Raw genomic sequence first — 15,534 nt, forward strand, 5'->3', positions numbered from 1 at the left:
GCCGCTTTCGCATGGATCGCATACCCTATAGCTGCCAGACCATCGAGGAGGAGGATATCGCCGCGGTTGCTGCCGTGCTGCGATCGCCTTTCCTGACCCAGGGACCCGAAATCGCCCGCTTCGAGCAGGCCATCGCCGACATGCACGGCGCACCATATGCGGTCGCGGTCTGCAATGCGACCGCGGCCTTGCACATTGCCTGCCTGGCGCTGGACCTCGGTCCCGGCGACCGCCTATGGACGAGCCCGATCAGCTTCACCGCGTCAGCCAACTGCGGCCTCTATTGCGGCGCGACGGTCGACTTCGTCGACATCGATCCCAAAACGCGGAACATGAGCGTCGATGCGCTGGCGAGCAAGCTGGAGGCGGCCGAGGAGGCTGGCACCCTGCCAAAGATCGTCGTTCCGGTCGATTTTTCGGGACTTCCCTGCGATATGGCCGCCATGCGCAAGCTCGCCGACCGATATGGTTTCGCGCTGATACAGGATGCGTCGCATGCGGTGGGCGCCTCGCTCGACGGTCAGCCCGTCGGTCGTTGCGCCGACATCGCGATCTTCAGCTTCCACCCGGTCAAGATCGTCACCACGGGCGAAGGCGGCGTCGCGGTCACGGCGAATGCCAAACTGGCGCAAAAGATGGCGTTGCTGCGGAGTCATGGCATTACCCGGGATCCGGAGCTTATGGAAAATCCCAGCGAGGACGGCTGGTATTACGAGCAGATTCTGCTCGGCTTCAACTACCGCATGACGGATCTACAGGCGGCGCTCGGCCTTTCGCAGCTCGAGCGCCTGCCCTCGATGTGGCAAAAACGCGATGAGCGCGCCCGGCGCTACGACGACCGTTTGGCCGATCTGCCGTTGCACCTCCCGGCGCGCGCAAACGACCGGCAATCGGCCCATCACCTGTATGTGATCGAGGTCGACGAAACGCGAAGTCCGCTGACCCGGCGCGCGCTTTTCGACGCCCTGACGGCGGCAAATATCGGCGCGAACGTGCACTATATCCCAATTCATCTCCAGCCGCATTATCGGCGACTGGGCTTCGCGCCGGGCGATTTTCCGGCCGCCGAGACCTATTACAGGCGCGCCGTCACCATTCCCCTTTTCCCGCGCATGACGGACGAGCAGCAGGACCGCGTCATTGACTGCCTGAAGTCGGCCCTGTCGTGACCGGCTCGCAACCCCGGCTGTGCCTGGGAACGGTGCAGTTCGGTGTTGCCTATGGTATTGCCGGACGCTCCGAAGCGGTCGGTGACGCTGAGGCGCGGGCGATATTGGAAGTAGCGCATGCCGGCGGCATTCGACGGCTGGATACAGCCCCCGCCTATGGGGACATCGAAGCGCGACTGGGAAGGCTTTGTACCGGTCTCGATTTCACGATCATGTCCAAGATCCCCGCCCTTCCGGCTGACTGCACTGACGATCAGGCGGCCGCGTTCGTCACAAGATCGCTCGAGCTTAGCCGGGAACGGCTCGGTGACAAGCTTCGCGGAATTCTCTTTCACGAAAGCCGCGACCTTGCCGGTCCGGCTGGTTCGCGCCTGTGGGAAGCGGCCGCGCAATGGTGTGCGCGGGAAGAGGTCGCTCTTGGCGTATCGACCTATGGCCCCGAGCAACTCGATGCGCTCGGCCAGATTTTTCCCGTCCAGATTTGCCAGATGCCCGGCAATGCGTTCGACCAGCGGCTCACCGGCTACGGCGGCCATTTCGAAGCCGTCGAAATTGCCCTACGCTCGGTATTCCTTCAGGGGCTGCTGCTGATGACCCAGAATGCCGGTTCGAAACGCCTGCCCGCGGCCGCAGCCGCGCTGGACCGCTGGCATCGGCGGTGCTCGGATTTCGGGCTGACACCGCTTGAATGCGCCCTCGCCATTGCCAAAACCCTGCCCGGTGCAGATTTTTGCGCGGTCGGCGTCGATGGGACCGCGCATCTGGAACAGATCATCGCCGCCTGGAATGGCTCGACACCACGCGAAGCGCCCGAACTCGCCATCACCGACACGGCGATCATCGACCCCCGTCAATGGAGTATCGCGAATTGACCCGGACCGTGGCCTTCATCCAGGCTCGCATGTCGAGCAGCCGCTTTCCCGGAAAGGTGCTTGTCGATCTCGGCGGCCAGCCGATGATCGAATATATGCGTTCGCGGGTTCTGTTGTCGCAGCGCATCGACAAGGTCGTCGTCGTGACCAGCACAGAATCCAGCGACGACGCCCTGGCGGAAGCTATGGAGGCTGCGGGAGCGGATGTCTGGCGCGGCTCCCTCGACGATGTGCTCTCGCGCTTCATCACCGCGGCGGATGCCTTTGGCGGCGACGTGATCGTTCGTCTGACCGGGGATTGCCCCCTGATCGATCCGACGGTGATCGATGCTGTCATAGACCTGCGCGAAGTTACCGGGGCGGACTATTGCAGCAACGTCGCTCCGCCGACATTTCCCGATGGCCTTGATGTCGAATGCTTTACCCGCGCAGCGCTCGACCGTGCAGCCGCGGGGGCGAAGGGCGGGCCGGAGCGGGAACATGTAACGCTCTGGATGCGCTCGGGCGATGCCGGACTGAAGCTGGCGAACCATGAATGCATCGTCGATGCATCCGCGCTCAGGTGGACGGTCGACTATCCCGACGACCTGGAAGTCATAAGGCGGATCGTCGCTGCGGAGGCGGCAGCCGGACACCGCTTTGACATGTTCGACATTTTTCGTCTCACGCAGTCCGACGGAAAAATCGCGCCGGCGAATCGGCACGAACGAAACGAGGGGTTGCTCCGCAGTTTGGCTGCCGATAGCAGCGTTCCCGAGTAGCTTTTCGTATCGCGAAGAACGAGCGGACATCACTCGACATCCGACAAAATATTCGAAGGAAGCCGTCCACCATGCGTGAATTCAGCCAGTCAGAGGCGATGCTTGCGCGCGCCGAGAAGACAATTCCCCTCGGCAGCCAGACTTTCTCGAAAAGTCGCACGCAATACCCCTTGGGCGCGTCACCCTATTTTATCGCCAAGGGCAAGGGCGCTTATGTCTGGGATGTCGATGGCAACGAATATGTCGACTTCATTTCCAGCCTGTGTGCTGTAACGCTGGGTTACAACGATCCCGACGTGACGCGCGCCGTGCGCGATCAACTCGAAGATGGCGTCATCTTCTCCCTCCCCCATCCTGTCGAGATGGAGGTCGCCGAACTGATCGTCGAGATGGTGCCCTGCGCCGAGAAGGTCCGCTTCGGCAAGAACGGGTCGGACGCGACGGCGGGCGCGATCCGCATCGCGCGCGCCTTTACCGGTCGCGACCGCGTGGCGGTATGCGGTTACCATGGCTGGCAGGATTGGTATATCGGCTCGACGCTGCGCAATCTTGGCGTTCCGCAGGCTACCCGCGACCTGACGCACAGCTTCGCTTTCAACGATGCAGAGTCGCTTCAGCAACTGATGAAGGCGCATCCCGGCGAGTTCGCGGCGGTCATTCTCGAGCCGATGAACGTCGCGTCCCCGACGCCGGACTTCCTCCATCAAGTGCAGGACATCGCCCGCGCGAACGGAGCAGTTCTCGTGTTTGACGAAACGATCACGGGCTTCCGCTACGCCAACGGCGGTGCCCAGGAATTTTTCGGCGTGACGCCGGACCTCGCCACCTTCGGAAAAGGCCTCGCGAACGGCTACCCGGTCTCGGCGCTGGCCGGCCGCGCCGACATCATGAAACTGATGGAGGAAGTATTTTTCTCCTTCACCTTCGGCGGCGAAACGCTCTCGCTCGCGGCGGCCAAAGCCACGATGGAGAAGCTGAAGCGCGAACCCGTTGCAGCGACGCTGCGCGCCCAAGGTCAAAAGGTCATCGACGGCACGCGCGAACTTGTCGAGCGTCACGGTCTGAAAGACGTCCTTTCGGTCAGCGGCGACCCAACCTGGTCCTTTGTCAATTTCAAGGACGCCGAGCCGTACACGCTATGGGAGCTCAAGACGCTCTTCATGCAGGAGCTGTTCGAGCGGGGCGTCCTGGCGTTTGGTTCGCACAACATGTCCTACGCACATGGCGATGCCGAGGTCGCTCTGCTGATGAAGGCCTATGATGAGGTATTCGCGACCCTTCGCGGCGCGATCGACGAGCGGAACCTGATCGACTTGCTTCGCTGCAAGCCGCTGGAACCGCTGTTCAAGGTTCGCTGACCAGAATGCGCATCGCCTTTCGCGTCGATGGATCCGAAGCGATCGGAACCGGACACATCGTCCGGTGCCTGACCTTGGCTGACCGGTTGTCGCGCGATGGTCATGCCTGCCAGTTCGTCGTGCGCGCCCACGGCGGCACACCGGCATCGTTGATCGAAGCGCGGGGCTATCCTTGCGCGATCCTGCCGCAAGCGGATGGCGAAGGATGTGACGAGCTCGCCCATTCCCGCTGGCTGGGCACTTCCCAGGCCAGGGATGCGGCCGAAACGCGCGCGGCGCTCGATGGCACGGTCGACTGGCTCGTCGTCGACCATTATGCTCTCGACCACCGGTGGCAGTCCGAATTGCGGGCTGTAGCCAGCCAAATCCTCGTCGTGGACGATATCGCCGACCGCGTGCATGACTGCGACCTGTTGCTCGATCAGAACCTCCAGGGTGACCGCGACCGCTACGCCGGATTGGTTCCTGCCGGTTGCCGGTTGCTCTTGGGCCCGCGCTATGCGCTTTTGGCTCCTCGCTTTGCCGAATTGCGCGCAAAGGCCGGCGCAATGCGGCCCGATGGCGCCGTCCTCGTCTATTTCGGCGGTGTCGATGCACAGGGCGCCACGTTGACCGCGCTCGACGCCCTCGCCGACGCGGATCTGGGCGACCGCCGCATCGACGTCGTGGTCGGTGATCTAAACCCGCACCGGGCGGCGATCGTCGAATGGTGCCGCCTGCGGGACCAGGCGCATTTTCATGGCGGCGGAACCGATATGCCCGCCTTGATGGCAGAAGCCTCGCTCGCGATCGGCGCGGCGGGCACGACGACCTGGGAACGCTGCTGCCTCGGGCTTCCGACGATCCTCGTGACGATTGCGGAGAACCAGCGCGCGGGCGCTCTCGCGCTGGCCCGGGAGGGTGCGGCGATTTGGGTCGGCGACCATGCGGAGATATCGGCCGCGACGCTCGCTGCGGCGCTGCGAACTCTCTTCGCCGCGCCGCATCTGGCGGAGGTGGTCGCCAGCCGTGCGGCGCGGCTGGTTGATGGCCATGGAGCGCACCGCGTCGCGTGTGCAATGTTCAGCGATGCCATCGATTTGCGCCCGGCGGCAGCCGATGACTGCGATCGAATTTGGGAATGGCGAAACGACGATCGCACACGCCGTCATTCGCGCGATCCGTCTCCGGTGGCGCTCGAAACGCATCGCAAATGGTTCACCTCTACGCTGTCCAGCCCCGACCGAATCCTGCTGATCGGCGAATGCGAGGGCGATCCGGTCGGCGTCCTGCGATACGATCGAACGGGCGATACGGCGACCATTTCCGTCTATCTGGTGCCTGGTCGCGAAGGGCGCGGCGAAGGCGCGCGACTGATCCGGACCGGCTCGCGCTGGCTGGCGAGCCATTGGCCGACGGTCACGGCGATCGACGCAGAAATATTGGAGATCAACAGGGCGTCCGCAGGCGCCTTCGCCGCGGCGGGCTTCTCCCGCTTTCTCTCGCACTATCGTTGCCCTCTCACGCCCGGCACGCAGTCATCGTCCTAGTTCCGAACGCCGGCGTTGCGTTCGACAGAAAGAACAGTAAGGGAAGTACATGAATCCGTTCAAAATCGGCGATTTTCCGATCGAAACCTACGGCCCGCCGCTTGTGATCGCGGAACTCTCGGGCAATCACAATCACTCGCTCGACCGGGCGATCGAGATTGTCGAAGCCGCGGCAAAGGCCGGCGCCCACGCCCTGAAGCTGCAAACATACACAGCCGACACGATGACGATCGATTTCGCCGAGCGGGAATTCTTCATCGCCGACGAGAAGAGCCTGTGGAAAGGGAATTCGCTCTACTCGCTGTACCAAAAGGCCTACACGCCGTGGGAATGGCACAAGCCCATCTTCGACCGCTGCCGCGAGCTTGGCATGATCGGCTTTTCGACGCCGTTCGACGCGACGGCCGTCGATTTTCTCGAGGATCTGGGCGTCGCATGTCACAAGGTCGCCTCTTTCGAGAACACCGACCTGCCACTCATCGCGAAGGTCGCGCGGACGGGCAAGCCGATCATCATGTCCACCGGCATGGCGACGGTCGCGGAGATTGACGAGAGTGTCCGCACCGCCCGCGACAACGGGTGCGAACATCTCATTCTCCTGAAGTGCACAAGCTCCTACCCCGCCGATCCGGCGTCCTCCAATCTCAACACGATTCCGCACCTGCGCGACCTGTTCAATTGCCATGTCGGCCTGTCCGATCACACCATGGGTATTGGCGCCGGTGTCGCCTCGGTCGCGCTTGGCGGTGTCGCGATCGAGAAGCATATCACCCTCAGCCGCTCGGATGGCGGCGTCGATTCCGCATTCTCGATGGAACCCGAAGAGCTAGCGGCGCTGGTGCGGGAGACACGAACGGCATCGCAGGCGCTGGGCCGCGTGAGCTATGGCCCCACTGAAGCCGAGCTGGGATCGCTCGTTTTCCGGCGGTCGCTCTACATCGTGGAGGACATGAAAGCCGGCGACGTCATCACGACCCGGAACCTCCGCGCGATCCGGCCGGGTCTTGGCTTGCCGACCAAATATATCGATAAGCTGCTCGGCAAGCATGTGACGCGGGATGTCGCCCGGGGAACGCCCGCGGGCTGGGATCTGCTGGGCTAAACCCTCCGAATTTCGCTACCGAGGATGATATGACGAATATTCTGTTCAATGAGAAGCTCGCCCTCGCAGGCGGCGACCCCGTGATCGCGGAGCCCCTTCCGGCGGATGTCACGATCGGCAAGGCGGAGGCGGATGCCGCCATGCGCGCGTTCGACCGTGGATCGCTGTCGGCCTTCTTCGGAAGCTGGGGTCCCGAATTTCTGGGTGGCGACGAAGTGAAGGCGTTCGAGCAGGAATGGGCCGCGAAATTCAACGTGCCGCATGTTGTCTCGGTCAATTCCGCCACATCCGGTCTCATCGCCGCGATGGGCGCGATTGGCCTTTCGCCCGGCGATGAAGTGATCGTCCCGCCCTACACCATGTCCGCGACCGCCATGGCTCCGCTATTTTACGGCGGTATCCCGGTGTTCGCAGACATCGAACCGGAGACCTTCTGCCTCGACCCCGAAAGTGTCGCAGCGGCGATCACCGACAAGACGAAGGCCATCATCGTCGTCAACTTGTTCGGACATACGGCGCAGCTTTCCGAACTGGCGGCGCTCGCAAAGGCCCACGGCATCTTCCTGATCGAGGACAATGCACAGGGGCCGCTCGCTACCGAAAATGGGCAATATGCCGGGACGTTCGGGGACATCGGCATATTCAGCCTTAATTATCACAAGCATATTCACACGGGCGAAGGCGGCATGTGCGTCACGCATGACGGAACGCTGGCATTGCGCATGCAGGCAATCCGCAACCATGCAGAGAACATAGTCGATCCCGCGGGCATCGCCGACCTGACGAACATGATCGGCCAGAACTATCGCATGACCGAATTGTCGGCGGCCGTGGGGCGCTGTCAGCTGGGCAAGGTTGAGGATGAAGTCGGTCGCCGCCAGCGGCTCGCCGAGCATCTTTCCGAAGGATTGCGGGGTCTTGAAGGCCTGACCGTCCCCGTGGTGCGCGAGGGGTGCCGTCATGTATATTATGTCTGGGCCATGCGTGTCGACGAAGTGGTGCTGGGAGTCAGCCGCGCGGATTTCAGTGCGGCGCTTACCGCCGAAGGCTTTCCCCACAGCACCGGATATCTCCGTCCGCTCTATATGTTGCCGGCATTCCAGCAGCGCAAGGCCATCGGCCGCGACGGATGGCCCTTTACGCTGACGGATCGCCAATATCATGAGGGGCTCTGCCCCGTTGCCGAGCAAATGTACCGCCACGAACTGATGCTGTTCGAGCCGTGCGCGTACCGGGTGGACGACGCCCTGGCGGACAAGCTGGTGATGGCGGTGCGCAAGGTACACGCGCGCCGTCACGAAATTGCCGCCGCCGCCGCTGCGTTGCGCGCCGGATGAAGATCGTCGCCAGCATCGAAGCCCGGATGGGCTCATCCCGCCTGCCAGGCAAGGTGCTGATGGACATCCACGGCAAGCCCGCGCTTGCGCGGCTTGTCGACCGGCTTCGCCAATGCCGCCGGATCGACGACATTGTCGTTGCCACCTCCACCGGCAAGGGCGACGACCTCATCGAGGCGTGGGCCAAAAGCTACGACGTCCCCGTCTACCGCGGCAGCGAGGACGATGTGCTCCAGCGGGTGGTCGATGCGCACCGGTACATGGGGTCGGACATCGTAGTGGAAATCACCGGGGACTGCCCGCTGCTGGACCCGGAAACGGTCGATCTCGCCATCGAGACCTTTCTCGCGAATGATTGCGACGTCGCCGCCAATGTCCGCATACCATCCTATCCGCAAGGCACCGATGTCCAGGTGTTCCGCACAAAGGATCTGGAAAAGGTCGCCGCGACGATCGACGACCTCGCGGTACGTGAGCATGTGTCGCTATATTTTTACGAGAATCCTTCGCTTTACCGAATAGTGCATATGCTCGCGCCGAGGAGCGGTCAGGCTCCCGATCTCCGGCTACAGCTCGATTATTCCGAGGATCTCGAATTCATTCGCCGGGTCTATGAGCAGCTCGAGCCGGCGCACGGGCCATTTTTTGGGACAGGCGCGATCCTAAAGTTGGTTGCCCAAGACCCGGCTCTCGCCGCGATCAACGCGCATTGCGTCGAGAAAGCAGCGCGATGAGCACGGGCCTTCCAACCGTGCTCGTCGGGTTCGGAAAAATGGCCCAAGGCTATGCGTCAGACCCCGCCATGGCACAGCATTTTCCCTATGCATCGCATGCGCAGGTGCTTCGCGACCATCCCCTCTTCGACTGGCAGGCGGTCATCGATCCGGCACCCGAAGCCCGGGCGCTGGCAAGAGACGAGTGGGGCGTACGGGATATCGCGGCTCACGCGGGAGAGCTCGATCGCGCGCAGGACAATATCGAAGTCGCCATCCTTGCGACGGGTCCCGACGCCCGCCGCGGCCTCATCGATTGCTTCCCGAACCTCAAGGCGGTAATCGTCGAGAAGCCGCTGGGGCGGACCGCGGACGATGCCGCGGCGTTTCTCGATGAGTGCCGCGCTCGCAACATCATGGTCCAGGTCAATCTCTGGCGCCGCGCGGACGAACGCTTTCGCGCGCTGGCGGACGGCGATCTCGATCGATTGATCGGCGAGGTACAGGTCGGAACCTGCTATTATGGCAACGGGCTCGTCAACAATGGCACCCACATGGTCGATTTTGCCCGTATGCTCCTTGGTGAAGTGACGGGCTGGCAATTGTCCGGACCTTCGCCCGGCTTCATCGAGGGGCCGATCCCGGGCGATTCCAACCCTCATTTCCAGCTCCGGTTCGGAGACGTCGAAATAGCGTTCCAGCCCCTCCGTTTCCGCCACTATCGCGAGTGCGGGCTGAGCTTGCTCGGCACGCATGGCAAACTCGATATCATGGCCGAGGGTCTGGATATCGCCGTTTCCGCTACGTCGGCTCACCGCGCTGCAACGGGCGAAAAGGAACTCGCGGTCGATCGCCCGGCGCGCCTGACCTCCACCTGTGGCCGGGCACTTTATCGCATGTACGACAATCTGGCTGCGTGCCTCGATTCCGGATGGCCGGCGGGTCTCTGGAGCGACGGCGTGTCGGCGATGAAATCAACTGCCGTCATCGACCAGATCCGGCTCGCCGATCAGGCGCGGCAAGCGCCTCCTCAGGCGACATGACCCTCACCTGTCTCCTGTTTGCCGAAGATCCAGGTGCAGCGCTCTTCATGCGCGAGCTTCCGGCGGCCTTGCGCGATGCGGGAGTACTCCCGGTCACGCTCGCGCTGCCCTTTGCCGCGCCCTATTTCCCTGCAGAAAAACTCATCGCCACGCCGGACGCCCTTGACGATGCCGCCGCCGAAGCTTTGCTTGCGCGGTTCAATCCTGCCGCCGTCATATTCGGTACGTCCGAGAATCCAGACAGCTTCGCGTTCAACCTGGTTGCCGCATCGCGACGAAACGGGGTGCCCACCATCGCCGCCGTCGATTCCGCGCCCAATGCCGAACACCGGTTCCGGGGGCACGGCACGGATCCGTTGCGCTACGCTCCCGATACGCTGCTGGTCGCGGACAGCGCGTCCGCGGATTCCTATCGCGCGCTCGGCATCGAAAGCGACCGTATCGCCGTTTGCGGCCACCCCAGATTCGACGAAATCGCCGCCATTCGCGAGCGGTGGTCCGAGGACCAGCGCGCGCAGCAACGTCGGCGTCACTTTCCCGGCGTGTCGGACGACGAGAAAATCGTCGTATTCGTCTCCGAACTATCGGTGGGCCTCGGCGACAATCCCTTCCGACGCGACGATGACTATAGCATTGCCGGGACCAGCGGCTCCGACGCGCGAAGCCGGATCGTGGGAGAAGAGCTTCTCCTGGCCCTGTCGCACCTGCCCTTCCCCGTCCATCGCGTACTTCGGCTGCACCCAAAACAGAATGGCGCCGATGAGGCGGACTTCAGCGCACTTTTCGACCAGGTGAGCCAGTCAGAACCCGGCCTGGAGCTCGTCAACGCAGCCGACCTTGTGGTCGGTATGACGAGCATCCTGCTGATCGAAGCTGCCTGTCTCGGCCGGCCGGTTCTTTCCATCGTTCCCCGCCGCGAAGAACGTCAGTGGCTCGGCGACGCATGCAAAGCGATTCCGAGCGTTTCGACGCGCGACGCTATCGAAGCGTTTCTCACCGGGGGAGACGAGCGGCAAGGATGGCCGGTGGCGGCGGCGCCCACCGGTCTCGGTACTGCAACGGCCAACATGGTTGAGCGCATTCTTTCGGACTGCCGGAGGTAGGGACATGAGGGATTTTCCGGCGCTTGATCTCGGCCGCTGCCGCTTGGTTCCCTTCACCGAGGGTCACCTTTCCGATCGCTATGTCGGCTGGCTCAACGATCCCGCGGTCGTTCGCTATTCCGAACAGCGGCATCGCCATCATGATCTTGCAAGCTGCACGGTCTATCTGCAAGCGATGCTGGCATCGCACGATCTGTTCCTGGCGATCGAAGCGGTCGATCCGGCGCTCGGCCATATCGGCAATATCTCGGTCAGCTTCGACTATCCGAACCGGAGCGCCGACGTCTCGATCATGGTGGGCGAAACCGCGGCGCGAGGCACGGGCCTTGGCGGCGTGGCGTGGAAGGGAATTCTGGACTGGCTTCTGACGGACGGCGGCCTGCGGCGCGTGACCGCGGGCACGATGGCAAAAAACAGCGCGATGATTGCCCTGATGGAAAATAGCGGTATGACCATCGAATGCATGAGGCCGCGCGCCTTTATTTGTGAGGGTGAAGAGGTTGCGATGGTCCTGGCGGCGCGATTTGCCGTTGACGACCGATCGCACGACTGAACTTTGCTCTCGTCAGACGATTTAAGGTAGTTCGACATGCTTCACGAAGTCGCGAGCTTTCTCCGCTGGAGAGTCAAGCAGAAGCGCTACGCCGTAAAGGGTCTCAATACCGTTCGCGACCTGCCCCGGCGGCTGTCGGAGACTGTGACTCCGACGCAGCCCAATGCGCAGCTCGACGCGCTCATGACCGATGCCTGTGGGCAGCTTTCCCGACAGCTGACGATTCCCGAGATCGACCTGTCACCATATGCGGGCAAGGCCCAGGGTGCGGCGTTCGTCGACATTTCGCCCGACCATCCCGAACTGGTGGAAGGTGTGGCTGCCGAAATACTCGGTGACGCCGAGACAGCCGCCATGATCAACGGTTATTTTGATGGGCGTCCCTGGCTCTGGAACGTCGCGCTCAACTATTCGGAGCCGCGCGACGTTCTGACGGACAGCCAGCTATGGCACTTCGACTATGGCGACAGCCGGCAGTTACATTTCATGGTGTATTTTTCGGACGTCGGCGACACAAGCGGTCCCTTCACCTTCCTCAAGCTCGCCGAATCCGATCGGGTGAAACGGCACCCATTCATCGTCGAGCGCCTGACCGATCAGGATCTCGCGGAACGATACGCGATCGACGTCGACGAAAAGCGCGTCCGGCTGACCGGCAAGCGAGGCGACGTTTATTTCAATGATCCCGGCCGCCTGATGCATCAGGGTGCCCGGTGTTCGACCACCCGGCTGGTGATGTTCCTGTCCTTCACCTCGCGCACGCCCATGACCAAGGGCGGGCGTTTTGTGATGAAGCCGGAGGTTCGCGAACGCATCGGTGCCGCTTACCGCAAGGCGCACCCCGACGGCCCGCTGTCACATCTGGTGTTCAGCTGACCGGATGAAACGCGTTATTCGCCTGTTTTATTCGACGACCTCGCAGATCGACGCCTGGATCCGGATTTCGAAATTTGTTGCGCGCGTGCCGCTACTTGGGAAACTTCTGTCCGTATGGACCGACAATCTCATGCTGGCGCTCTATGGCATCGAACTGACATCGACGTCATTGCGCATCAAGCAGCTGATCGTCGGGCATTCCACGGGCGTTGTCCTTGGTGGCAACGGGATCCGTTGCACCGGCACCGTGCATCTCAGTTCCGGCGTCGTCTTCGGCCGTCGCTACTCTGATGCGCGCGCCGAGCCCGAGCATTTTTTCGACATTGATGGCGATTTGACGATCGGATCCAATTCGGTCTTGCTCGGACCGTTGAAGATCAAAGGACCCGTCATCATCGGCGCCCTGACCCTGGTGACCCGCGATATTACGGAACCGGGGGTTTATGTCGGCATTCCAGCCAGACGCCTCGACACGCCGGCGCCGGAGGGCTGACATATGAGCCGATCGGCTGTCCCCGCCTCCTTCCGTCCTGGGGTGGGCAGCGCCCTGTTCCTTGTCGTCATGCTGGGTGCGGCAGGTATCACGATGCTCCGCATGGTGGTGGCGGCCTCATTTCTTCCCGTTCAGGATTTCGGGACATACGCGACGATCGCGGCGACTGGCGCATTCCTCTCCTCGATCCTGAGTTTTGGCACCATCGAGGGGACTATCAAAAATTTTCCGCGCATGGTCGGCGCCGGCCAGGGCGGCGAACTGCTCCGCGAATCGCACCATATCATGCGCCGCCTGCTGCTGCGTGCCGCCGCGGTGGGTATTCCGGTTTACGCCGCCGGACTCCTGCTCGACCTCGATTGGCTGCGTCTGTCGGGACTCGGTTTCTTCTTTGCGCTCAGCACCGCCTACACTCTGGTGCTCGCATCGATGCAGCGCGCGTCCGGCAGTTCGGCGACCTTGGCAGCGGGCACCCTTCTGCGCAGTGGCAGCGTATTCGTCGCAGTGGCGGCGGCGGCCTATTTTGGCGACCTCACCATTCTTCTGATCACCGAAATCGCGACAACCATTCTGGCCTGCCTCCTTTCGGAATGGCTGTATTTTCGGCGCGGTCGCGCCCCGGCGCCGAGCCGGTCGCCTGCGCCGCCGGTGTCCGGGGCGACCGGCGACGGCGTCCGGCTATTCGTCACCTATTCGCTTATTTCGGCTCCATTCTACCTCGACCGGCTGTTCGTGACCTCGACGATGGGGCGCGAGGAAGGCGCTCGTTATGCGATACTGGCGCTCTTTCTGACGGGAGCTTCGCTCATCGTGAACACACTTGCCCAGCGGAGCGGTCCCGAGGCGATACGGCTGGTTCAGCGGGATGGCGACCATCACGCGGCGGCGAGGCTGATTGCGACGTGGGTCGGTATCTCCATCATGATCTGGCTGGCGGCCATCGGGACCGTTGCGGCGATCATCGCTTCCGGCGTCCTCCCAGAGAGCCTCGAGCGTTATGCGATTGCGCCGCACCTCCTCGTCCCGCTCGCCGTGGCGGGGGTGCTGCTCAACAATGGGCTCGTCGAGTTTCTTCTGCTCGCGCTCGACCGCGAACGACAGATGTTGCGCGCCGCCATCTGCTTCGCCACCGCCGTTATCGTGGCCGCATTCGCCGTGGCAGTTTTCCGATGGAGCCTCATGGAGTTCATGTGGGCGCTCGCGGCGTGCCGCGCCATTTATCTGGGACTGCTCGTAGTTGCGTTGCCAACAGGCGGGGACGCCGCTACGAAAGCCGAAACCGGCTCGCGGGCTTGACGCCCCTTCCCGGATGAAGCGCATTCGTCTCTGGAAACCCTCTACCACGGATCGACACAAGTTTAGACGATGCGACTGATCATTTACAGCCTTGCCTTGTTGTTCTGCCTGTTCCCCTACACGCAGATCCTTGATCTCGATTCCTATACCCAGCCCTATGCCTTTCTGCTGAGTATCATTGCCTCGGGCGCGGCATTTGCACGCCTGCGTGCCTATTTTCCTGCCAGGGACGCGATCGCGTTGATTGCCCTCGCGTTCACAGGCTTGATGGGATTTCTCATCAGCAGCGGCACGAATCCCACTTTTTCTGAGCTTCGCTATCTCCTGATCTATGTGTCACCGGTGGTGTTCGCCTTTGCCAGTTTCGGGATTGCGATCGAATATCCGAGGGCGGCCGACAGGATCATCGTGTTCGCAACCCTCACCTGGATGGCGGTGGGTATCATCCAGACAGTGATCGACCCAAGCTTTGCGTCGCAATTCGTCGGCCGATTCTCCGCCGCGGCGGAAGTCGTCGTCGAGTCCGGTCGCGGAACGTTGGGGCTTGCGCCGGAACCGACACATTTCGGCTTTCACATGATCATTCTCGCCGCGGCGCTTGTGCTTATGGGGGGGCGGAACTGGCTTTCCTTGGCTTGCCTCGTAACGGCGCTGATCATCGCCCGCTCGTCCAGCGCCGCGCTGGCGCTAGGCCTCGGGGCGCTCATCTATCTCGTCATCTTTGGCGGCAGGGCGCGTTGGCTCCTCCTGCTTGTCGTTCCCTTCTACTTCATGATCGGGCTGATTGTCGAAGCCCACATGCTTCCGCAGAATCTGCGAATTGTACAGTTGATGACGGATTTCTATCAGGATCCACTATATCCCGTTCTCAGCGACGCCAGCGCCAATCAGCGGCTGGGCGGCATCTATGTGGGCGCAAAACAAATTATTGTGCAGGGTTTCATGCCCGCAGGGATGTCGGAAGAGACGTGGCTGGACCTCATTGGCCCGATCATGGCCGCCAACCCGTGGCTGATCATGCTGAGCGAGGCCGGTGTTCCGTCGGGAATCCTCATCGTCGGATTCCAGCTCGGCCTCTTCGGCCTTATCCCGCTGATCTTCATCCTTTACCGGATGCTCAGTGGCCTGCGCTCACATTATGAGACCTTCCTGCTTTGTACGATGGTCTTCGTTTTCTTCTCGCAATATATGATTTCGACTCCGGGTTTCGGGGTCATCTATGGGATGGTGATCGCAAGGCGGCTCTACGCGGCACGCGCCGCCGAGAACTCAAATCGGGCCGCAATACCGACCAGGCGCCTCATCGCCGCCACATGACGGGCATCGCAG

General features: G+C 62.3%; 15 protein-coding genes. All 15 read left to right on the forward strand.

Going from position 1 to position 15,534, the window contains the following annotated elements; translation table 11 throughout:
- Nucleotides 1-11 precede the first annotated feature (11 nt).
- The 15 genes from pseC to VJ811_RS07395 all read left to right on the forward strand — a co-directional run bounded on the left by pseC (nt 12) and on the right by VJ811_RS07395 (nt 15,522).
- On the forward strand, nt 12-1,169 hold the full coding sequence (gene pseC, locus VJ811_RS07325; RefSeq protein ID WP_324071599.1) for a UDP-4-amino-4,6-dideoxy-N-acetyl-beta-L-altrosamine transaminase: 1,158 nt from the start codon (nt 12-14) through the stop codon (nt 1,167-1,169).
- Nucleotides 1,166-2,041, forward strand: coding sequence for an aldo/keto reductase (locus VJ811_RS07330; RefSeq protein ID WP_324071600.1), 876 nt, complete (start codon nt 1,166-1,168; stop codon nt 2,039-2,041). The genes pseC and VJ811_RS07330 overlap by 4 nt, the downstream gene beginning before the upstream one ends.
- A complete protein-coding gene (locus VJ811_RS07335) occupies nt 2,023-2,802 on the forward strand; it encodes a glycosyltransferase family protein (RefSeq protein ID WP_324071601.1) in 780 nt (259 codons plus the stop codon). Before VJ811_RS07330 ends, VJ811_RS07335 begins: the two co-directional genes overlap by 19 nt.
- 71 nt (nt 2,803-2,873) lie before the next feature.
- Nucleotides 2,874-4,160 carry an aminotransferase class III-fold pyridoxal phosphate-dependent enzyme gene (locus tag VJ811_RS07340; protein ID WP_324071602.1) on the forward strand — a complete coding sequence of 429 codons (1,287 nt, stop codon included), beginning with the start codon at nt 2,874-2,876 and terminating at the stop codon, nt 4,158-4,160.
- A gap of 5 nt (nt 4,161-4,165) precedes the next feature.
- Nucleotides 4,166-5,689 carry a UDP-2,4-diacetamido-2,4,6-trideoxy-beta-L-altropyranose hydrolase gene (pseG, locus tag VJ811_RS07345; RefSeq protein WP_324071603.1) on the forward strand — a complete coding sequence of 508 codons (1,524 nt, stop codon included), beginning with the start codon at nt 4,166-4,168 and terminating at the stop codon, nt 5,687-5,689.
- A 49-nt stretch (nt 5,690-5,738) separates the two neighbouring features.
- Nucleotides 5,739-6,791, forward strand: a complete 1,053-nt coding sequence (pseI, locus tag VJ811_RS07350) for a pseudaminic acid synthase (protein ID WP_324071604.1) — start codon at nt 5,739-5,741, stop codon at nt 6,789-6,791.
- Nucleotides 6,792-6,820: 29 nt separating this feature from the next.
- Nucleotides 6,821-8,128, forward strand: a complete 1,308-nt coding sequence (locus VJ811_RS07355) for a DegT/DnrJ/EryC1/StrS family aminotransferase (RefSeq protein ID WP_324071605.1) — start codon at nt 6,821-6,823, stop codon at nt 8,126-8,128.
- Nucleotides 8,125-8,862 (forward strand): glycosyltransferase family protein, encoded by a 738-nt coding sequence (locus VJ811_RS07360; RefSeq protein WP_324071606.1) that lies wholly within the window; start codon nt 8,125-8,127, stop codon nt 8,860-8,862. Before VJ811_RS07355 ends, VJ811_RS07360 begins: the two co-directional genes overlap by 4 nt.
- Nucleotides 8,859-9,884: a Gfo/Idh/MocA family protein gene (locus VJ811_RS07365; RefSeq protein ID WP_324071607.1), complete on the forward strand. Its 1,026-nt coding sequence runs from the start codon at nt 8,859-8,861 to the stop codon at nt 9,882-9,884. The genes VJ811_RS07360 and VJ811_RS07365 overlap by 4 nt, the downstream gene beginning before the upstream one ends.
- Nucleotides 9,881-10,987: a hypothetical protein gene (locus VJ811_RS07370; RefSeq protein WP_324071608.1), complete on the forward strand. Its 1,107-nt coding sequence runs from the start codon at nt 9,881-9,883 to the stop codon at nt 10,985-10,987. Before VJ811_RS07365 ends, VJ811_RS07370 begins: the two co-directional genes overlap by 4 nt.
- 4 nt (nt 10,988-10,991) lie before the next feature.
- On the forward strand, nt 10,992-11,540 hold the full coding sequence (locus VJ811_RS07375; RefSeq protein WP_324071609.1) for a GNAT family N-acetyltransferase: 549 nt from the start codon (nt 10,992-10,994) through the stop codon (nt 11,538-11,540).
- A gap of 36 nt (nt 11,541-11,576) precedes the next feature.
- Entirely contained in the window at nt 11,577-12,416 is an 840-nt protein-coding gene (locus VJ811_RS07380) for a hypothetical protein (protein WP_324071610.1), read from the forward strand.
- A gap of 4 nt (nt 12,417-12,420) precedes the next feature.
- Nucleotides 12,421-12,909 (forward strand): hypothetical protein, encoded by a 489-nt coding sequence (locus tag VJ811_RS07385; protein ID WP_324071611.1) that lies wholly within the window; start codon nt 12,421-12,423, stop codon nt 12,907-12,909.
- A 42-nt stretch (nt 12,910-12,951) separates the two neighbouring features.
- A complete protein-coding gene (locus VJ811_RS07390; RefSeq protein WP_324071612.1) occupies nt 12,952-14,205 on the forward strand; it encodes a hypothetical protein in 1,254 nt (417 codons plus the stop codon).
- A gap of 69 nt (nt 14,206-14,274) precedes the next feature.
- A complete protein-coding gene (locus VJ811_RS07395; protein ID WP_324071613.1) occupies nt 14,275-15,522 on the forward strand; it encodes a hypothetical protein in 1,248 nt (415 codons plus the stop codon).
- The last annotated feature ends 12 nt before the right edge of the window (nt 15,523-15,534 follow it).

The sequence above is a fragment of the Sphingopyxis sp. genome, from assembly GCF_035250425.1.
GTDB lineage: Bacteria > Pseudomonadota > Alphaproteobacteria > Sphingomonadales > Sphingomonadaceae > Sphingopyxis.